This is a genomic window from Nocardia cyriacigeorgica (assembly GCF_010868145.1).
Taxonomy (GTDB): Bacteria; Actinomycetota; Actinomycetes; order Mycobacteriales; family Mycobacteriaceae; genus Nocardia; species Nocardia cyriacigeorgica_D.
In genome coordinates, this window is the sequence record NZ_JAAGUY010000007.1 from 51,462 (window position 1) to 71,174 (window position 19,713).

Here is a 19,713-nt window from a genome sequence, read left to right on the forward strand (position 1 = left end):
CACCACAACGCAAGAGATACGGATGGCGATCCGGTCTCGAATGTGTCGATGGCACACCAGGTTTCCCAGGTAGAAGCCCGGATCAGGGGAAGTTGTCGGTGGGATGCGGTACAAATCCGGGGACCGAATGCAGGGGGTACGTCGAGCGGGGGAATTATGGAGTGCGTGAGGCAGAGCCGGTGATGGCCCGCCAGAGCGCGGCAGCGGAGCAACGCCGGGTGCGAGTGAGCGCCGGATTGGCCGAACTCGATATCTGGCTGGCCGACCAGGTGCGGACCGGTCTGGCGCAGTCGGATCGGTCGTTCGGCGCGTTCGAGACGATGGCGGCGCGGATGGTGGACGCGCAGGCGCCCGGAGTGGCGGCGATCCTGCGGCAGGTGCCCGTCGCCGTGATCACCAGGCCCGATTGGCCCCAGGTGGTGCTCGACCGGTATGCCAGGCTGCATCTGCTGGTCACCGCCCATCGCAGGCTCGACGAGCTGGCTCCGCCGTTGGCCGCCAGCGTGCGCACTCATATCGGCTATCCGACGAAGACCGACGCGGTGCGAGTCGAGCCCGCGGTCCGCGATCACTGGATGACGCTCGGCATCCGCGTCACCGAGGACGAACGTCTCTACACCCGGCGCACCTGGTTGTACGGGCGGCGCAGCGGACGCTGGGCGCTGCTGATCGATCACAGCTTCGGTTCGCCCGGATTCGCCGTCGAAGCACCCGCTCTCGGCATGATGGCCGATGCCGATGTGCACTTCTACCCGGCGGCCGCGCCGCTGCGGGCGCTATGGGGTTCCGCGCACGGCGGCGCCGAACCGTTCACCACGGTGCCGCACGACAGCGATACCGGAATCGTGCCGGCGATGGACCGGTATGCCGATGCGCTCGGCGCCGACCCGTGGCTCGGCGCCTGGCCCATGCTGCTGACCGATGTGGTGCCGGTAGCCGACGAACAGGGCGGGTATCTCGCCCAATCCGATGGCACCGCATTACCGCTGGCAACTGTCGAGCCCGTGTGGCGTCTGCTCGGTGTCTCCGGCGGCCACCCGGTCACAGTGACCGCCGAATGGACCGATAGCGGCCTGCTGCCGCTCTCGGTGCTGTCCTCGGGCGACGTGATCGATGTCGGCGCCGTGGCAGGCGTCGGTGGTGGCCGCGCGGCGCTCGTCTCGGAGGATCTGGCATCGGCCGCATTGCTCGGCACCGCACGCCGTTCGCCACGCACCGGCACGTTACCGGCGCCCGTTGCCGCAGCGACGAACCGGCTCGACACCGATCCGGCACTACTGCTGCTCGAATCCGCGGCTCTGGATGCCACTTTCGCTCGCGCGGGGGCGCTGCCCGATATGACCACGGTGCCCGATCCCGCCGACGACGACCCACGCGCCATGCTGCCGCGTGCCGCCGCGCAACGATTGACGCAACTGTTGCACGACCGCTCACACTTCCTGCCCGAATGGCTCTGTGCTGCGGCGCCGTTGGGCTACCGCGCCCCCGACACGCTCAGTGCCCAGCTGCTGGATTACGCGGCAGGCCACGCCGACGTCCGGGAACCATTGCTGCGTCTGGCCGGTGCACGTGGTCGTTGGCTGGCCGCCCGGAACCCGGCCTGGCGCACCTTGATCCGCCACCGCACGTCTGCTGCGGAACCGACCGCATCCGACGACGCATGGCGCTTCGGACATCCACCCGAACGGATCGACTGGCTGGCCGCCCTCCGGCGGCATGATCCCGCGGCAGCGCGCGCGGCCCTGGTGGCGGTGTGGCCGTCGGAATCCGGACCGCTGAAGGCGGAATTGCTCGCGGTGCTGCACAGCGGGATTTCGCCCGACGACGAGCCACTCCTCGAATCCGCGCTCGATGATCGTCGCGGCGATGTCCGCCGTACCGCGGCCGGGCTGCTGCGGCTCCTCCCCGACTCGGCGTTCGCGCGGCGGATGACCGACCGGGCCCGCGCCTGGGTGCGGGTGAGCAGGCGGGCGCTGCACGTCCAGCTGAGCGTCGACATTCCGGACGCGCTCGCCGATGACGCGATCCGCGATGGCATCACCGACCGCACCGGCGAGTTCGGCTATCGCTGGGCAGGCGGTCCCGATATCGCGGCCGCACGGCTACGCCACCTGGTGGCAGCCACACCGCTCGCCCACTGGGAGGCGGCACTGGGGTCCCCGCAGCGTGCCACCACGGCGACCATCGAGGATCGATTCCGTCAGCCCATGTTCGACGGGTGGGTCGACGCAGCCCTTGCCGAACGCGACCCGACCTGGGCACGAGCACTGTTCGACGCCGGCGTCCCTTCTGATCTGGCCATGTTGAGGCGCCGCGAGCTGTTCGGCCTGCTCCCGCTCACGGACCGGAGCCGGCATGTGTTGCGGCTCGACGGCGCCTGGCTGTCCGAGATCGAAGCGCTGCTGCCCGCCATCGGGCACCCCTGGCCGCAGCCGGTGGCCCGGCATGTGCTGCTGTTGCTGCACGAACGCGCACGGGCGGCCGAACGACGTCCCGGCGCACACGGCACCACACCGGCCGCGCACCGGTCGCTGTTGACCGCCGCGTCCGTCCACCTACCTGCGGCTGCGGCACGCACCGCACTGACCGTGGCACGCCGCTGCGCGGACCCGGCATGGGCAGCGGCGTTCGACCGGCTGGCCGACGACACCACTACCCGATCGACGATGCTCGAGGAGTTGCAGTGACCGCCATCGAATCCCATCTGCTGCGTCCGCATGCCGAACAGGCCTTCGCCGACGAAATACGGGCCCTCGCCGCCGCCGACGATCGGCCTCGGCCGCCGTCCTGGCGGCTGTCGCCGTGGGCGGTGGTCACCTATCTGCTCGGTGGCACTCTCGGCAATGGCACCGTGATCAGCCCGAAATACGTGGGGCCGCGTCGGCTGATCGAAGTCGCGGTGGCGACCTTGGCCACGGATCGCGCTCTGCTACTGCTCGGTGTTCCCGGTACCGCCAAAACCTGGGTATCGGAACATCTTTCCGCTGCGATCAGTGGCGCCTCCACCCTGCTGGTACAGGGCACCTCCGGCACGGGCGAGGAATCGATCCGCTACGGCTGGAACTACGCGCGCCTGCTCGCTGAGGGGCCGAGCGATGGCGCGCTGGTGCCGTCGCCGGTGCTCACCGCCATGCGCGAGGGCGCCATCGCCCGGATCGAGGAGCTCACCCGCATTCCGTCGGATGTGCAGGACGCCTTGATCACTGTGCTGTCGGAGAAGACGCTGCCCATCCCCGAACTCGGCGCGGAGGTGCAGGCGGCCAAAGGGTTCAATGTGATCGCCACCGCCAACGATCGTGACCGCGGCGTCAATGAACTCTCCTCGGCACTGCGACGCCGGTTCAACACTGTGGTGCTGCCGTTGCCCGCGAACGAGGAGGACGAGGTCGCCATCGTCACCCGGCGGGTCGCGCAACTCGGCACCGCATTGGAGCTGCCCGAGGTGCCCGCGGCGGCGGAAGAGGTGCGGCGGGTGGTGCGGATCTTCCGCGAATTGCGCGAGGGCATCACTGCCGACGGGCGCACCAAGCTGAAAACGCCGTCCGGCACGTTGTCCACCGCCGAAGCGATCTCGGTGGTCACCAGTGGCTTGGCGCTGTCGGCGCATTTCGGCGATGGTGTCCTGCGGGCCGGTGATGTGGCGGGCGCGGTCCTCGGATCGGTGATCAAGGATCCGGTGGCCGATGCCGTGGTGTGGACCGAATATCTGGAGGCCGTGGTCCGCGAACGCCCCGAGTGGACCGACTTCTATCGCGCTTGCCGTGAGGTCGGCGGATGAGCGAGGCCGCCCCCGACCCGGAGTCTGCGCCACGAACCCGCGTGTTCGGGATCCGTCATCACGGCCCTGGCTCGGCGCGCTCGCTGCACCTTGCCCTCGAGTCCTACCGACCCGACACCATCCTGATCGAAGGCCCCGCCGACGCCGATCCCCTCACCGCCTACGTCGACGATCCCGGCCTGGTGCCGCCGGTCGCCATGCTCGCCTACGTCCCGGACGCACCGACCCGTGCCGCGTTCTGGCCGTTCGCCCTGTTCTCGCCGGAGTGGCAGGCTTTGCGTTACGCGGCCGAACACGCAGTGCCCGTGCACTTCTGCGATCTGCCCGCCACCGCGGTGCTCGCCCTTGACGCCGAGCCCGGCGACAGCGTCGACCCACTCGCCGAGCTCGCCGAAGCGGCAGGCTACGACGACGCCGAACGCTGGTGGGACGCAGTCGTCGAATCGACCACGGACACAGACACGTTCGATGCGCTGACCGAGGCGATGGGAGCGCTGCGCGACATCGGAGGCCCCGACGCCGGCGACAACGGCAGTGGCGGCGGCCCTGGCCCGCAGCATCAGGCAGTGCACGTGGTCGACGCACGCACACTGCGCCGCGAGGCATACATGCGTCAGACGATTCGGAAGGCACTGAAGGAGGGTGCGCAGCGGGTAGCGATCGTGTGCGGCGCCTGGCATGCGCCCGCACTGCGGGAGCCATTGGGCCCGGCCGCACCCGACGCACGTCTACTGAAAGGCCTTCCGAAGGTGAAGGCGCGACTGACCTGGGTGCCGTGGACGCATTCTCGCTTGTCGGCGGCGTCCGGCTACGGAGCCGGTGTCACCTCCCCTGGCTGGTATCACCATCTGTTCACCGAGATCGACCAGCCCATCACCCGCTGGTTGACGAAGGTCGCGACGGCGCTGCGCGCACACGATCTGCCGGTATCCAGTGCGCACATCATCGAGGCGGTGCGCCTCGCCGAAACCCTGGCCGCGCTGCGCGATCGGCCGTTGGCAGGCCTGTCCGAGGTCACCGAAGCCACCAGGGCCGTGCTCTGCGACGGCGACGAGGCCATGCTGCGGCTGGTCGGCACCGAACTCGTGGTCGGCGAGGCCCTTGGCGCGGTTCCGGCGACGACCCCGACGGTCCCGCTGGACGCCGACCTGCGGGCACAGATCCGCACTCTGCGACTGAAACAGCAGCCGCAGGCCACCCTCGTGGAACTCGACCTGCGTAAGGAGCGCGACCGGCTCAAATCCCGGCTGCTGCACCAGCTGCGGATCCTGGAACTGGAGTGGGGCACCCCGACCGATAGCGAGGTGCGTGCCACCGGCACGTTCCGGGAAACCTGGGCGCTGCAATGGGAACCGGAATTCGCGGTGGCGGTGATCGAGGCCTCGCGGTGGGGCACCACGGTCCGCTCCGCCGCCGAAACCAAACTTCTCGATACCGCTGCTCGCGACGACCGCACCGTCGGCGACCTCACCGACGCGCTCGGCCTCGCTCTGCTGGCCGATCTCGGCGGCGCCACGACCGAACTGATTCGCAGGCTGGAATCGGTTGCGGCCGTGGACCACGACGTCACCCATCTGTTGGCCGCGCTCCCCGGCCTGGTGCGCACCCTGCGCTACGGCGATGTACGCGGGACCGATACCGCGGCCCTGACCCATGTCGCCGACGGCATGCTCATCCGCATCTGCGCGGGCCTGCCCGGCGCGGTCACCGGTCTGGACACCGATGCCGCGCAGGAACTGCGTGCCCTGATCGACGCCGGGCACACCACCATCCACATCCGCGACGATGCCGAGGCCAGGAACGCCTGGCTGGCGACCCTGCGTCGCATCGCCGACCGCGATGACGTGCACGGTGCGATCGTCGGCCGCACGGTGCGGCTGCTGTGTGACGCCGGCCGGATCGACGCGACCGAATCGGCACGCAGGCTCGCCGCGGCGTTGTCGATCGGCAGTACCGCTGCGGCCAAGGCGGAGTGGATCGATGGCTTCCTCGGCGGACGCGGCCTGCTGCTGGTGCACGATCGTGCATTGCTGCGGCTGGTCGACGACTGGTTGGGATCACTCGACGACGACCAGTTCGTCCAGACCCTGCCACTGTTGCGGCGCACCTTCGGCGCCTTCGAATCCGGCGAACGCCGTGCCATCGGTGCGGCCGTCCGCAACGGTGTGTCCTCGGACGGCGACGACGGCACCGTGCGCCCGCTGGACGTCGATCGCGGTGCTCGCGCGATGCGAGTCGTCGCCGACATCCTGGGAGTGGGGTCATGAACGAGACGTACGGGCCCGCGGACGAACCCATCGACGACGCCGGTGAATCACAGACCCGCCGGTGGCGTCTTGTGCTCGGCACGGCGGCCGAATCCGAACTCGGCGGCCTCGATTCCGGCGACGACACCGCGATGGACGGCGCGCTGTCCACGCTCTACGACAGCGATCCGCCCGCCGGGTCGGGCCCGCGTTCGGCGGGCCTACAGGGCTCGGCACCGCGAGTGGCCCGCTGGCTGGGCGATATCCGCACCTACTTCCCGTCGTCGGTGGTGGAGGTGATGCAGCGTGATGCCATCGAACGGCTGAACCTCACCCAATTGTTGCTGGAACCGGAACTCCTCGAAGCGGTGGAACCGGATGTGCATCTGGTCGGCACCCTGCTCAGCCTGAACCGGGTGATGCCGGAAACCACCAGATCCACCGCGCGCATCGTGGTGGAACAGGTGGTGCGTGATATCGAACGGCGCATGGCCGCGCGGACGGTCGCCGCGGTGACCGGCGCGCTCGATCGTGCGGCACGAGTGAGCAGACCACGTCCGCGCGATATCGACTGGGACCGCACCATCCGCAAGAACCTCGGCAACTACCTACCCGAACAGCGCACAGTGGTGCCCGAACGCCTGGTCGGCTATGGCCGCCGCGCGAAGGCGGTACGCAGGGATGTGGTGCTGGCCATCGACCAGTCCGGTTCCATGGCCTCGAGCGTGGTGTACGCGTCGGTGTTCGGCGCGGTACTGGCCTCCATGCGGTCACTGCGCACATCGCTGGTCGTCTTCGACACCGAAGTGGTGGATCTGACCGAGTATCTGTCCGATCCGGTGGAGGTACTGTTCGGCACCCAGCTCGGCGGCGGTACCGATATCAACCGGGCGCTCGCCTACTGCCAGACCCTCGTCACCCGCCCCGAGGAAACGCTGTTCGTGCTGATCTCCGACCTCTACGAGGGCGGTATCCGCGACGACATGCTGCGCCGGGTCAACGCACTGAAGGAATCCGGTGTGCAGACCGTCGTGCTGCTCGCCCTCTCCGACGACGGCGCCCCCGCCTACGACCACGACAACGCCGCCGCCCTCGACGCCCTCGGCATCCCCGCCTTCGCCTGCACCCCCAGCCACTTCCCCGACCTACTCGCCCTCGCCCTCAACCGCGGAGACATCCGCACCTGGGCCAACACCTCAGGACGATCGTGACCGATAGCGACCTGCCACTGCCGCCGAACCCCGTGGCCGAATTCCTTGCCGGGACCCTTCGTGTTCTCCGATGAGCCACCGCCGCCCGGTATGCCGCCACCGGGTGCGTTTGCTTTCCCAGAGCCGAGCATCACCACGAAGTGTCCAAGGCGCTATCCACCGCCGTGCGGCTGTCGGACAGCGGTGGACCGACGGCCGAACAGGTGGAATCGCTGGGTGCCGGATGGACCGCACCGGAAGCGCTCGCGATCGCCGTCTACACCGCTCTGACCGCGGAGTCGATGGGTGGGACACCCCAGCAGGTCGTCGAACTAGGTCTGCGCGCCGCGGTCAACCATTCCGGCGACAGCGATGCCACCGGCGCGATGTGCGGCAACCTTCTCGGCGCCCGCTACGGCTACCAAGGCATTCCCGAGGACTGGGCGGGTGCGTGCGAAATCGCCGGTCCGGTCTGGGGGCTCGCACGTGATTTCACCTTGGAGTTCGGTCCCCGCCCACCCAGTGGGCCGGACTACTACATCGACCCCCACTGGGCAGCCCGCTTCCACAGCTGAGATGGAGGTGGTTGCGGGCGAACGAAGAAGTGCGCACCACAACCACTCACCTACAGATCCGCGATTGCCGCCAACGGCGGAGTCCGCGCCGCGCGCACCGCAGGCCACAGCGCCGCGAGCACACCCACCACCGCCGAACCCACCAGCATCAGCACCAGTTGTCCCCAGGGGACGGCGATCTGGTCGAGCCCGAGATCCCGCAGGGTGCGCAGGAATCCGACGCCGAGCCCCAACCCGAGGATCGCGCCGACGATGGCGCCGAAGACGGCGATGAGCATGGATTCCAGGTAGATGGTGCGCCGCACCTGGGCGCGCTGGGTGCCGACGGCGCGGAGCATACCGATCTCGCGCCGTCGCTCCACCACCGACAGCGCCAGGGTGTTCACGATGCCGAGGATGGCGATCACGACCGCGAGCGCGAGCAGACCGTACAGGATGGCGAGCATGGTGTTGATCTGTCGACCCTGCGCGCCCTTGAACTCCTCACGGTCCTGCACCTGAACCAGCGAGGCCTCGGTGGACCGGGCCGGATCGGATGCCGTGCCGGACTCGTCGGCGCCGAAGACCGACTGCACCGTGGCCTGCTCCAGGTCGGTGCGCATGGCGGCGAGGTCCGCGCCGGGTTCCGCGACGACGAGGGCCAGCACATTGACACGCATGTTCGGTGGCATCACCTGGTCGAACACCGCCGACGGCACGACCAGCGGACCCATCAGCGGCGACTTCCGGTAGATACCGGCGACGGTGACGGGGATCTCCTTCTTGTCCATACTGGTGAGCGTGATCTGCTGACCGGCGCTCAGATCGTGTTCGGCCGCTTCGTCTTCCGCGATGAGGATGTCGCGGTCGCCGAGAGTGTCGGTACCGCTGAGAATGTCGTAGTTCAGTACCCGGTTCAACGGCCCATCGGGCGAGGTGCCGAATTCCTCATCGTCGTTGATCTTCACACCGACGCCGCGGACTGCCACTACTTCCGCCACCCCGGATACTCCGCGGGCCGCCTCCACAGCAGGTGCGGGAACACCGACCGATTGTGGCCCGCCCACCTGTGGTCCGGCGAGTACGTAGTCGGCGGCGACGCCCTTGTCGACCAGTACGCCGACGCTCGCCTTCGCGGAGGCTCCGAGCATGCCGATGGCCGCGACCAGCATCAGTCCAAGTGTCAGTGCGAACGCTGTTGCGGCAGTCCGGCGTGGGTTGCGCGCCGCGTTGTTACGCGCCATCGCCCCGATCGGGCCGAACGGACGCAGTAGCAGGCCGAGTCCACCCACCACCGGCCGCGAGAGTGCCGGAGAGGCGAGTAGCACCGCGAAGATCAGCGCCAGCGCGCCGACACCGACGGTCGCCGCCGCCGTTCCACCGGTCGACTGAGCTCCGACCACCACCAGCACCACGCCGATCGCGGCGAGCGCGAGCCCGAGCCAGGTGCGGACCCGCAGTGATTCACCGGCCGAGGCGAACTCCTCGCGCATCGCCTGCACCGGCGGGATCTGGGCCGCCCGCCGCGCCGGCGCGTACGCGCTGACCATGGTGACGACCAAGCCGACGAGCAAGCCGACCAGAATCGTGCGCGGCAGTACCGTCATCGACCCGGTCGGCAGGCCGAGGTCGAACGCGTTGAGCACCGCCGACAGCCCGAAGGCCAGGGCAACCCCGCCCGCTAACCCGATGACGCTGCCGATCACGCCGATCACGAACGCCTCGGCCACCACAGAACGGCCGACCTGCTGCCTGCTGGCCCCGATCGCGCGCAACAGTGCCAGTTCCCGCAGCCGCTGGGCCACGATCATGGAGAAGGTGTTGTAGATGATGAAGGTGCCGACGATCAGTGCGATCGCACCGAAGGCGAGCAGGAAGTAGTTGATGAAGTTGAGCGCCTCGGAGATCTGGGCCTTCATCTCGGCGCGGACCTGCTCACCGTTCTGCACCTTGAAGTCGGGGAAGGCCGCGTCGATCTTGTCGCGCAGTTCGTCGCCGGGGATGCCCTGCGCCGCGACGTCCACGTGGGCGACATGGCTGCCGTCGGTGAACAATTCCCGTGCCTGGCTGTCCTCGAACAGCAAGCCGATGAATCCACCGGTGTCGGCGGCGACCTCGTAGACACCGGTGAGTGTGACATCCAAGGTGCCCTGTGTGGGGACCAGAACCTTGGTCCGATCCCCTACCGCGAGCCCGGCGCGCTCGGCGCCGCCGCTGTTCAGGGCGATCTCTCCGGGACGCGAAGGCGGTGCGCCCGCGATGAATTTCTCTGGCTCGGCGATCGCCTGCCCCGGCGGCAGATAGGACTCGCCCAGGGTCGGTGCACCACCGGTCTGCACGGCCTTCTTGCCCTCGGGATCGAGCAGGACGACCGCCCCGCTGACGCTCGGCGCGACAGCACGCACCCCGTCCATGGCGGCGATCTTGTCCACCACGTCCTGCGGGACGCCAAGCGACTGCCGTTCCTCGGGACTCACGCGCACATCGACGCCCTTGGCCTCGTCGGCGAAGATGCCGTCGAAAGTCCGCTGGAGGGTGTCGGTGAACACGAACGACCCCGCGATGAACGCGGTGCCGAGCACCACCGACAACAGCGTGAGCACCAACCGCACCTTGTGCGCGGCGAGGTTGCGCAGGGCCACCTTGCGCATCGGATTGCCCGCCATCACTTGGTCTCCAGTGCCTTCATCTTGTCCAGCACCGAATCCGCGGTTGGCTCGCGCAATTCGTCGACGATGCGACCGTCGGCGAGGAAGACGACCCGGTCGGCGAAGGATGCGGCGTGCGGGTCGTGGGTGACGATGACGACCGTCTGGCCGAATTCGTCGACGGCCGTGCGCAGAATCGAGAGCACTTCACCGGAGGAGTGCGAATCCAGATTGCCGGTCGGCTCGTCGCCGAAGATGATCTCCGGTTTGCCCGCCAGTGCCCGCGCGCACGCCACGCGCTGCTGCTGGCCGCCGGACAGTTCGCTGGGCCGGTGGGTGAGGCGGTCGGTGAGCCCGAGCCGGTCGAGCACGGTGTCGAGCCATTGCTGGTCGGGTTTGCGGCCCGCGATATCCAGCGGAAGCGTGATGTTCTCCAGCGCCGTCAGGGTGGGCACCAGGTTGAACGCCTGGAAGACGAACCCGATGCGGTCGCGCCGCAGCCTGGTCATCTGCTTGTCGGACAGTTCGTTGAGGGCGGTCTCACCGATGCGCACCGTGCCGGAGCTGGCGCTGTCCAGTCCGGCCAGGCAGTGCATGAGGGTGGATTTGCCGGAGCCGGACGGTCCCATGATCGCGGTGAATTCGCCCTTGACGAATTCGGCCGACACCGAATCCAGCGCGGTGACCTGGGTGTCTCCGGTTCCGTACACCTTGGACAGGTCTTCGGCGGTGGCCGCGACGGCGGCCGGGGCCTGCGTCTGGGCGGGATCGATGCCAACGGCGTGCGAGGTCATGGTGACCAGTCTGTCGGCGTTCGCGCCGTCGCGCCATCGGGGAATTCACCCAGACCGCGGGGATGACCCCGCGATCGGGTCAATTCGGCGAGGTCAACGGCGCCGACTTCCACCAGGTCAGTACCTGGTCGATGGTGCCGACGATGCCGTCGGTGTACATCAGGAACTGGCCGCGTTCGGGGTCACCGGTGAAGACGGTGACCATCTTGGGTCCGTCCTTATCGATCTTGTAGTTGGTGTAGGTGTGGCCGCCGCTGGCGTCGGAGGACTTGGTCGCGCTCGCGGGCAGGCCGTCGATCACCGACTGCACATCGGCCGCGCTGTCGTAGACGTAGAACCGGTAGAACGGGTCGTCGTTGTCGCTGCCGCCGTAGCACCGCCACTGCCAGCCGTAATTACCGAAATCGGGTTCGCCCGTCTCGGCGTCGGGCGCGTACTGCGGTTCGGTCTCCCAGCACTTGGCATTGTTGTAGCCGGTCTCGCCGGTGCTGGAGGCCGGCACCATGGCCGGGAATGCCTGGCTGATCGAATCGGCGGTCGCAGGCACAGCGGCGACACTCGTCGCAGTCGTCGTCGACGACGACGTCGATCCGCTCGCCGAGCTCGAGTCGTTGCCCGCGACCGCGACGACGATGCCGATGATCACCACGAGCAGCAACACCAGACCGACGCAGACGCCGACGATCAGGCCGGTGTTCTTCTTCGGCCCCTGCTGCCCCGAATACACCGGCGACATGGGCGGCGGTGACTGGTTGAACCCGGACTGCTGCGCGTACGGGTTCGGGTGCGACATGGGCGGCGGCGCCGGGACGTTCGGACTACTCGCGAACGGCTGCTGATGGGTTCCGCTGCCGTGCGGCTGCTGATGGGTGCCACTGGCGAACGGCTGCTGATGAGTACCACTGCCCTGCGGCTGCTGATGGGTACCGCTGGCGAACGGCTGCTGATGAGTACCACTGCCGTGCGGCGGCGCGGTGGCGCCGCTGGTGAACTGCGCATTGGCGGTCGGGTAGGGCGCCTGCGTCGGCATCTGCCCCATCGCCGTGCCCGGACCACCCTGCAACGGCATGCCCTGGGCGGTCGGTCCGGCGATCGGGACCGCGGGAGCGCTGGGGGCGTTGAGGGCGTTGGCTGCTGCGGCGGCGAAATCCGAGCAGGTGGCGAAGCGGTCATCGGGACGCTTGGCCATGGCCTTGGCCAGCACACCGTCCAGCGCGGGCGGCAGACCCGGCCGCACCGAACTCAGGGCAGGTGGCGGCGATTGCAGATGTCCCTGGATGACGGCGGCCGGGTTGGTAGCCTGGAACGGGCCGTGCCCGGCGAACAGCCAGAACAGGGTGCAGGCCAGCGAATACTGGTCGGAGCGATGGTCCAGCGTCGCGCCGGTCAACTGCTCCGGCGAGGCATAGGCCAGCGTCGCGGTGAACGTGCCGGTCTGGGTGAGATGGCCGGTGTCGTCACGTAGCCGGGCAATGCCGAAATCGGTCAGGTAGACGCGTTCGCCGCGGCCGCTGGTGGCGCGGGCCAGCAGGATATTGGCCGGTTTGACGTCGCGATGCAGCACACCCATGCCGTGGGCGTAGTCCAAGGCGTCGGCGGTCTCTTTGATGATCTGCACCGCGCGCTCCGGCGGCAGCCTGCGTGGATCCACCGACGCGGCGTCGATACCGTCGATGTAATGCATCGAGATCCACAGCTGCTCGTCCTCGAGCCCGCGGTCGTAGACGGTGACGATGCTCGGGTGGTCGAGCCGGGCGACCAGATCCGCCTCCCGTTCGAACCGCGCCCGCACCTCCTTGTCGAAGAACATCTCGCGGTTCAGCAGCTTCAACGCCGTCATCCGCGGCAGCCGCGGATGTTTCGCGAGGTACACCGAGCCCATGCCACCGCGGCCCAACTCGCGGTCGATGACATAGCCGGCGAAAACGTCGCCGTTGGCCAGCATTTCTGCTCCACTTCCCGCCGCCCACCGGGACCCACCGATGAACAGGCGTACAGGCAAAAAGAACACATGGTCGAACCTGTCCCGGCCCGACCACGGAAAGCACCGAAACCATAGCAGCAGTCAGCTACTCGTCGTCCCGGTCGCGGGAGCCGGCCGGACTCTGCCCGCAGCTTTCAAGGCAGCACGACGGCTCGGTTATCGGCCGCGCATCGGGGCAGGGCACGGCGGGCCGGTCACCGGCCCGCCCGACCGATGGTCACGGGCGCTCCGGTCGGGTCGTCCAGCGAACCCGTCCCGCGACACCATTGCCGAGCCGCAGATCGAAACCTTCTCGGCCCTGTGGCGGCCGCTGTCCGAGCCCGGCGAGCCTTCAGTCGATCACTGCTCCGGCGGCGGTTGCCGCGGCCTGCCGAGCTGCCCGCCGAAGGGTGCCCGACCGGGACGACGCGGCGCGCCCGGCAGGTCGATCACCGCGGCGGGCGGACGTCGCGGCGTCGCCGGACGTGATCTGTTGTCCTCGGCAGCCTGCTCCACCGGGTCGGCATCGTTCGGGGTGTGGGCACCATTGCCCGCACCGGGCCCCGGATCGCCTGCACCGCGTCCGGATGATCCGGCGCGGCCGTCCGGAGTCGGCCACTGATCACCACTGTGATGTCCGGGCGGAGTGCCGCCGTGCTGCGGGGACCGCGGGAACGGCCTGGTCCCGGGTGGCGTCGCCGAGCCAGGACGGCCGGAACCACCGTGCACGGGCGGCTCGCCGGCGCCGTGGCCCGGCGGCATCTGCCCACCCGGATGGGGCGGCACCCAGCCCGGTGGGAAACGGTGGTCCGGTCGCGACTCGGGTCCGCGACCGTGCGGCGCCGGATGCCCAGCGGCGGGTGTGTATGCCGGGCCATGATGTGGCGGGACCCCGGGTGGCGGCGCCCCGTGCGGGCCGGGTGCCGGTCGCTGCGGATATCGATACAGCGGAACTCCACGCGATGGCGCCACCGGATGTGGTGGCGGGGTCGGATGCCGATGTGGCGGCCCGGCGTTGCCGTGGTGCGGCGCGGGTCCGGCAGAGCCATGGCGCGGCGGCACATACGGCCCCGGTGTCGGCAACCACCCGGTGTAGTGCTGCTGCGCCCCCGACGTACCCAATGCCCTGCGCGCCGCGGCGGCGAACTCGGTGCAGCTGGTGTAGCGGTCGACCGGGCCCTTCGCCAACGCACGGGCCAGCACGTCATCGAGTCCGGGCGGTAATCCGGGACGCACCCGGCTCAGCCGCGGCACCGGCGCGGACAGATGCCCGTTGATGACCGCGGCGGGCGAGGCGGCCGAATACGGCGAATCACCGGTCAGCAGCCAGTACAGCGTGCAGGCCAGCGAGTACTGGTCGCCGCGGTGGTCCAGTTTGGCGCCGGTGAGCTGTTCGGGGGCGGCGAAGGCGAGCGTCGCGGTGATGGTGTCGGCCGAGCTCAATGTGGTGTCGCTGTCCCGCATGCCCGCGATGCCGAAATCGGTGAGCAGCACCCGCTCCGGCTGACCGATGGGCGCCTTGGCGAGCAGGATGTTGGCAGGTTTCACATCCCTGTGCAGGACCCGGTTGGCGTGCGCGAAATCCAGGGCGGCCGCCGTCTCGGCGATGATCTGCACGGCGCGCCCCGGCGCGAGCACGTTCACATCCGCGATGGAGGCGTCGGCGCCTGGCACGAACTGCATGGAGATCCACAGCTGACGGTCTTCGGCGCCGCGGTCGTAGACGGTGACGATATTGGGATGGTCCAGTTGCGCGGCGAGGTCGGCCTCGCGTTCGAAGCGGCGGCGGATCTCGTTGTCGGTATAGAGCTCCCGGTTGAGCAGCTTCAGCGCCGTCAGACGTGGCAGCCGAGGATGCTTGGCCAGGTAGACGGTGCCCATACCGCCGCGGCCGAGCACTTTCCGGATGGTGTAACCCACGAACTCGTCGCCAGCCGCCAGCACCGTGCACCCCCCTCTTCGGGTCGAATCCAATCCTACCGATGTATATCGCCGACCCGCCCGGGCGCAACACCTCGAGGCTGTCGGTGGCGGTCGTTATGGTGACAGCATGCGCATTGGAGCACATGTCCGGCTCGACAGCGATCCGATCGGCTGGGGTGAGAAACTCGGCGCCGACGTCATCCAGTTGTTCGTCGTCGACCCGCAGAGTTGGGATAAGCCGCAGCCGCATCCGCGGGCCGAGCAGATCCTGGCCAGCCCGATCGATGTGGTGGTGCACTCCTCCTATCAGATCAATGTGGCCAGCCTGAACAATCGGCTGCGCATGCCCTCACGCAATGCGGTGGCCCAGCAGGCGAAGGCCGCCGCTGATATCGGCGCGTTCGGCCTGGTCGTGCACGGCGGCCACGTCCGTTCCGACGATGAGGTCGAGGCGGGGATCATCAACTGGCGCAAACTGTTCGAGCGTCAGCAGGACAAGGGCGGCTTCGCGGTACCGATCCTGATCGAGAACACCGCGGGCGGAAACCATGCCATGGCCAGGCATTTCGATTCCATCGCGCGGCTCTGGGATGCGGTGGGCGATTTCGGTGCGGGCTTCTGCCTCGACACCTGCCATGCCTGGGCCGGCGGTGAGGAGCTGGTCGGTGTGGTCGAGCGGATCCGTGCGATCACCGGCCGCATCGATCTGGTGCACCTGAATTCCTCACGTGACGAGTTCGATTCCGGCGCCGACCGGCACGCCAACTTCGCCGACGGCACCATCGATCCGCAGCTGCTGGCCGAGGTCTGCCGCACCGCCGACGCGCCGGTGGTCCTGGAGACTCCGGCCGAAGGTGTGGCAGAGGATCTGGCCTACCTTCGCGAACACGTCGGCTGATGCGGCGGCGGGCACCGTTGCGATCAGGCCGACCGTAAACCTGTCCGCGGCGGCAGGGCGGTGGTGTGCTCGTCACATCAACATCCGCTCTCCCCGCGAAGGTGACCCATGACCGTCGACAACGCCACCCCCGCCTCCGCCGCCGTCTCGGTGGTCAAGCTCGGTTCCCGTATCGGTGCCAGGATCGACGGTGTCCGAATCGGCGCCGATCTGGACACCGAGACCGTGACCGCCATCAATCGCGCGCTGCTCGAGCACAAGGTGATCTTCTTCCGCGGCCAGGAGCACCTCGACGAGGACTCCCAGCACGAGTTCGCACAACTGCTCGGCAGTCCGACCACCCCGCATCCGACCGTCACTTCGCAGGGCATCAAGTCCCTGGCCATCGACTCCGAACGCGGCCGTGCCAACAGCTGGCACACCGACGTCACTTTCGTCGACCGGATTCCGAAGGCCTCGATCCTGCGTGCGGTGCATCTACCGACCTACGGCGGTTCCACCACCTGGGCCTCGACGGTGGCCGCCTACGATTCCCTGCCCGACCCGCTCAAGTTGCTGGCCGAGAACCTGCGTGCGGTGCACACCAACGCCTACGACTACGCCACCCGCACCGGCACCGAACCCACCGACCACCAGCGCGAATATCGCGCCGAGTTCGAGTCGACGCTGTTCGAGACCGAGCATCCGGTGGTGCGGGTGCATCCGGAGACCGGCGAGCGGGCGCTGCTGCTCGGCCATTTCGTCAAGAATTTCGTCGGATTGTCCGTGACCGAATCGCAGGCGCTGTTCCGGTTGTTCCAGGACCGGGTCACCAAGCTCGAGCACACCGTGCGCTGGAATTGGTCCGATGGTGATGTGGCGATCTGGGACAACCGCGCCACCCAGCACTACGCCGTCGACGACTACGACGACCAGCCGCGCAGGCTGACCAGGATCACCCTGGCCGGCGATGTCCCGGTCGGTGTCGATGGCTCGCTGAGCACCGTCCGCGCCGGTGACGCCGAGCACTACTCGATCATCGACGTGCCGCAGCAGGCCGCTGCCTGACCGGTCAGGGCCCGGAGGCGGTAGCGAAGCGTAACCACGCAGGGCCCCCGGTCAGGTGCCAACAGATACAGGTGCCTGACAGCGCAGGTGTGTCCGTCCGGCGGAGGCAAACGCCGGGCGGACACACCCATGGTTCACACTGATGGCCATGAGTATCAGGCCCCTGGACGGTGTGCGCGTCCTGGAACTCGGCAATTATGTGGCCGCTCCGACCGCCGGACGTATCCTCGGCGATTTCGGTGCCGAGGTGATCAAGGTCGAACGCCCCGAGACCGGCGACGAACTACGCAACTGGCGTCTCTACGGCGGCGACACTTCGATGCTCTACCGCACCATCAACCGCAACAAGAAGTCGATCACCCTGGATCTGCGCACCGATGCCGGGCGCGCGGTGGTGCTGGATCTGGTCCGGCACTGCGATGTGCTGCTGGAGAACTTCCGTCCCGGCATGCTGGAGAAATGGGGGCTCGGTCCCGAGGTCCTCGAGGCAGCCAACCCGAATCTGGTGATCACCCGCATCTCCGCGTACGGCCAGACCGGCCCGCTGGCCGCGCGCCCAGGGTTCGCGGCGGTGGCCGAGGCGGTGGGCGGACTGCGTGAACTGGTCGGTGACCCGGACCGGCCGCCGGTGCGCGTCGGTGTCTCGATCGGCGATTCCATCGCCGGGATCTACGCCGCGTTCGGCACGGTCATGGCGTTGTTCCAGCGTGAGCGCAGCAGCGCAACCGTGCCACTGGAACAGCGGGTAATCGACGTGGCGCTCAACGAGGCCATTCTGTCGGTGATGGAGTCGCTGGTCCCGGACTATCTGGCGTACGGCATCAACCGGGAGCGGGTGGGTGGCCGGATGGAGGGCATCGCCCCGAGCAACGCCTATCCGTGTTCGGACGGCGCGAGCATCATCATCGGCGGTAACGGTGATGCCATCTTCCAGCGCTATATGGCTGTGATCGATCGCACCGACCTGGCCGCAGATCCGGAACTACAGGACAACGCGGGCCGCTGGCGCCACCGTGACCGTCTCGATGCCGCGATCGGCGAGTGGACGATCCGACACACCCGCGACGAAGCGCTGCGCATCCTGGAAGACGCCGCCATCCCGTGCGGGCCGATCTACACCGCCGCCGATATCGTCGCCGACGAGCAGTACGCGGCCCGCAATATGATCCAGCACTTTCCGGTCGATGTCGGCGAACCCGAACCCAAACAGGTGGGTTTCCCCGGCATCGTTCCGGTCATCGGCGAGCGTTCGCTGCCTATCCGCTCGGTGGGCCCCGATCTGGGCGAGCACACCAGACAGGTACTGACGGATGTGCTCGGTATGAGTGCGGCCGAGATCGATACCCTCACCGGCGCGCGGGATCAGGAGGCGGCCTCATGAGGCGCCGTCGTACCCCGCGTCGCCCACCGGCTCGGGGAAGCTGGGAACCGCGCGCCCCGGAGCATCGCCGTCCGACCGTGCACCCGAATCCGGCCGGAATGAACGAGAAGCCGTGCGGCGGCGTGATGTGCGTGCCGCCGCAGGCACAGGACAAGCGAGCACCGCGATGGCTGTGACCGCGGCGCCACTGTTGCGGGATGTGACCCTGCGCGACGGTCTGCAATTGACCGGCAAGCCGCTGCCCGTGGAGCAGAAGGTGGACGTCGTGCGGCGGCTGCTCGCACTCGGGGTGCCCGCGCTGGAGATCGGCTCCATGGCGCGCCCTGATCTGGTGCCGCCGATGGCCAACAGCATGGAACTCGTCTCCGCGCTGACCCCCGAGGAGCTCGAGCGCTGCTGGCTGTGGGTCGCCACGCCACGCCACGTGGAGAAGGCCGCCGCCGCGGGCGTGCGCAATTTCCAGTACTGCTTCTCGGTCTCGGATGCGCACAACCGGGCCAATATCGGCCGCGATACCGAGGCCAGCGTCGCTGCCATGCCGGATGCCGTACGGATTGCCTCGGAGGCGGGCGGCGCCATTCAGCTGTGTCTGGCCACGGCGTTCACCTGCCCGTTCGACGGGCCGGTCGATCCGGAGCGGGTGCTGGCCATCGCGTTGGATCCGCGCACCGATGGTGCCACCGACATCGTCCTGGCCGACACGCTCGGCCAGGCCTATCCGGCCGAGGTCGCGGCCCTGGTGACGGCCGTGCGCGAGCGAACCCCGCAGCGCCGCATCGTCTTCCACGGCCACGATACGTGGGGCATGGGCGTGGCGAATTCGCTGGCCGCGATCGGCGCGGGCGCCACCATGGTGGACGGTTCGCTCGGCGGGCTCGGCGGCTGCCCGTTCGCTCCTGGGGCCAGCGGCAATACCGCGACCGAGGACCTACTGTTCGCCACCCGCCCGGACTGGTTCACCCCTGCCGCCCTGGCGTCGCTGGTCGGGCTCACCGAGGAGATCCTGACCGAACTCGGCGAACCCAACCGCTCACGCACCACGCAGGGCGCACGCTCGGAGGCCGAGGCATTCGACTGGGTGATCCGAGCCCGCTGAGGGAGCGACCGCCGACGTCACGCTGATTCAGCGTGACGTAACTCCCGGCAGACCGGCCGGCCTCAGCCCGACCCGGTCCTCCATGCGCTCGATTCCACCGCCCACCTTCTTATCGACGAACCTTTCTTGCGAACCGGCCGCGATCACCGATCGCTTGCTCGGCCCACTCGAGTCGTAGTACTGTCCAGACACGTG

General features: G+C 68.5%; 12 protein-coding genes and 1 pseudogene. 9 read left to right on the plus strand and 4 right to left on the minus strand.

The annotated features are described in order from the left end of the window. Window positions 1-161 precede the first annotated feature (161 nt). The 5 genes and pseudogenes from GV792_RS11510 to GV792_RS11530 form a co-directional block, all read left to right on the plus strand. Window positions 162-2,687 carry a DUF5691 domain-containing protein gene (locus GV792_RS11510; protein ID WP_309138483.1) on the plus strand — a complete coding sequence of 842 codons (2,526 nt, stop codon included), beginning with the start codon at window positions 162-164 and terminating at the stop codon, window positions 2,685-2,687. After that, window positions 2,684-3,778 carry an ATP-binding protein gene (locus tag GV792_RS11515; protein WP_163824060.1) on the plus strand — a complete coding sequence of 365 codons (1,095 nt, stop codon included), beginning with the start codon at window positions 2,684-2,686 and terminating at the stop codon, window positions 3,776-3,778. Before GV792_RS11510 ends, GV792_RS11515 begins: the two co-directional genes overlap by 4 nt. Continuing rightward, window positions 3,775-6,045: a DUF5682 family protein gene (locus GV792_RS11520; RefSeq protein WP_163824061.1), complete on the plus strand. Its 2,271-nt coding sequence runs from the start codon at window positions 3,775-3,777 to the stop codon at window positions 6,043-6,045. Before GV792_RS11515 ends, GV792_RS11520 begins: the two co-directional genes overlap by 4 nt. After that, window positions 6,042-7,235 carry a VWA domain-containing protein gene (locus tag GV792_RS11525; protein ID WP_163824062.1) on the plus strand — a complete coding sequence of 398 codons (1,194 nt, stop codon included), beginning with the start codon at window positions 6,042-6,044 and terminating at the stop codon, window positions 7,233-7,235. The genes GV792_RS11520 and GV792_RS11525 overlap by 4 nt, the downstream gene beginning before the upstream one ends. Before the next feature lie 134 nt (window positions 7,236-7,369). Beyond that, window positions 7,370-7,789 (plus strand): annotated as a pseudogene (locus GV792_RS11530) (ADP-ribosylglycohydrolase family protein); the annotation flags it as partial. 50 nt (window positions 7,790-7,839) lie between these two features. Here GV792_RS11530 and GV792_RS11535 read toward each other — a convergent pair. The 4 genes from GV792_RS11535 to GV792_RS11550 all read right to left on the minus strand — a co-directional run bounded on the left by GV792_RS11535 (window position 7,840) and on the right by GV792_RS11550 (window position 15,117). Continuing rightward, window positions 7,840-10,434 carry an ABC transporter permease gene (locus GV792_RS11535; RefSeq protein WP_163824064.1) on the minus strand — a complete coding sequence of 865 codons (2,595 nt, stop codon included), beginning with the start codon at window positions 10,432-10,434 and terminating at the stop codon, window positions 7,840-7,842. Next, window positions 10,434-11,210, minus strand: a complete 777-nt coding sequence (locus GV792_RS11540) for an ABC transporter ATP-binding protein (RefSeq protein ID WP_163824065.1) — start codon at window positions 11,208-11,210, stop codon at window positions 10,434-10,436. The genes GV792_RS11535 and GV792_RS11540 overlap by 1 nt, the downstream gene beginning before the upstream one ends. 79 nt (window positions 11,211-11,289) lie before the next feature. Continuing rightward, window positions 11,290-13,155, minus strand: coding sequence for a serine/threonine-protein kinase (locus tag GV792_RS11545; protein WP_163824066.1), 1,866 nt, complete (start codon window positions 13,153-13,155; stop codon window positions 11,290-11,292). 378 nt (window positions 13,156-13,533) lie between these two features. Then, window positions 13,534-15,117: a serine/threonine-protein kinase gene (locus GV792_RS11550; RefSeq protein ID WP_163824067.1), complete on the minus strand. Its 1,584-nt coding sequence runs from the start codon at window positions 15,115-15,117 to the stop codon at window positions 13,534-13,536. A gap of 106 nt (window positions 15,118-15,223) precedes the next feature. Here GV792_RS11550 and GV792_RS11555 point away from each other — a divergent pair, with 106 nt between their 5' ends. The 4 genes from GV792_RS11555 to GV792_RS11570 all read left to right on the plus strand — a co-directional run bounded on the left by GV792_RS11555 (window position 15,224) and on the right by GV792_RS11570 (window position 19,518). Then, window positions 15,224-15,994 (plus strand): deoxyribonuclease IV, encoded by a 771-nt coding sequence (locus tag GV792_RS11555; protein WP_163824068.1) that lies wholly within the window; start codon window positions 15,224-15,226, stop codon window positions 15,992-15,994. A 108-nt stretch (window positions 15,995-16,102) separates the two neighbouring features. Continuing rightward, window positions 16,103-17,041, plus strand: a complete 939-nt coding sequence (locus tag GV792_RS11560) for a TauD/TfdA dioxygenase family protein (RefSeq protein WP_163824069.1) — start codon at window positions 16,103-16,105, stop codon at window positions 17,039-17,041. A 148-nt stretch (window positions 17,042-17,189) separates the two neighbouring features. Further along, complete coding sequence (locus GV792_RS11565) at window positions 17,190-18,422, plus strand: CaiB/BaiF CoA transferase family protein (RefSeq protein WP_163824070.1); 1,233 nt, start codon at window positions 17,190-17,192, stop codon at window positions 18,420-18,422. A 166-nt stretch (window positions 18,423-18,588) separates the two neighbouring features. Further along, on the plus strand, window positions 18,589-19,518 hold the full coding sequence (locus GV792_RS11570) for a hydroxymethylglutaryl-CoA lyase (protein ID WP_163824071.1): 930 nt from the start codon (window positions 18,589-18,591) through the stop codon (window positions 19,516-19,518). Window positions 19,519-19,713: the final 195 nt, after the last annotated feature.

What these genes read in the sequence shown, in the direction of transcription:
- GV792_RS11520 (WP_163824061.1), top strand. Translation starts at nt 3,775, where the DNA reads ATGAGCGAGGCCGCCCCCGACCCGGAGTCTGCGCCACGAACCCGCGTG.
- GV792_RS11525 (WP_163824062.1), top strand. Translation starts at nt 6,042, where the DNA reads ATGAACGAGACGTACGGGCCCGCGGACGAACCCATCGACGACGCCGGT.
- GV792_RS11535 (WP_163824064.1), bottom strand. Translation starts at nt 10,434, where the DNA reads ATGGCGGGCAATCCGATGCGCAAGGTGGCCCTGCGCAACCTCGCCGCG.
- GV792_RS11540 (WP_163824065.1), bottom strand. Translation starts at nt 11,210, where the DNA reads ATGACCTCGCACGCCGTTGGCATCGATCCCGCCCAGACGCAGGCCCCG.
- GV792_RS11545 (WP_163824066.1), bottom strand. Translation starts at nt 13,155, where the DNA reads ATGCTGGCCAACGGCGACGTTTTCGCCGGCTATGTCATCGACCGCGAG.
- GV792_RS11555 (WP_163824068.1), top strand. Translation starts at nt 15,224, where the DNA reads ATGCGCATTGGAGCACATGTCCGGCTCGACAGCGATCCGATCGGCTGG.
- GV792_RS11560 (WP_163824069.1), top strand. Translation starts at nt 16,103, where the DNA reads ATGACCGTCGACAACGCCACCCCCGCCTCCGCCGCCGTCTCGGTGGTC.
- GV792_RS11565 (WP_163824070.1), top strand. Translation starts at nt 17,190, where the DNA reads ATGAGTATCAGGCCCCTGGACGGTGTGCGCGTCCTGGAACTCGGCAAT.
- GV792_RS11570 (WP_163824071.1), top strand. Translation starts at nt 18,589, where the DNA reads ATGGCTGTGACCGCGGCGCCACTGTTGCGGGATGTGACCCTGCGCGAC.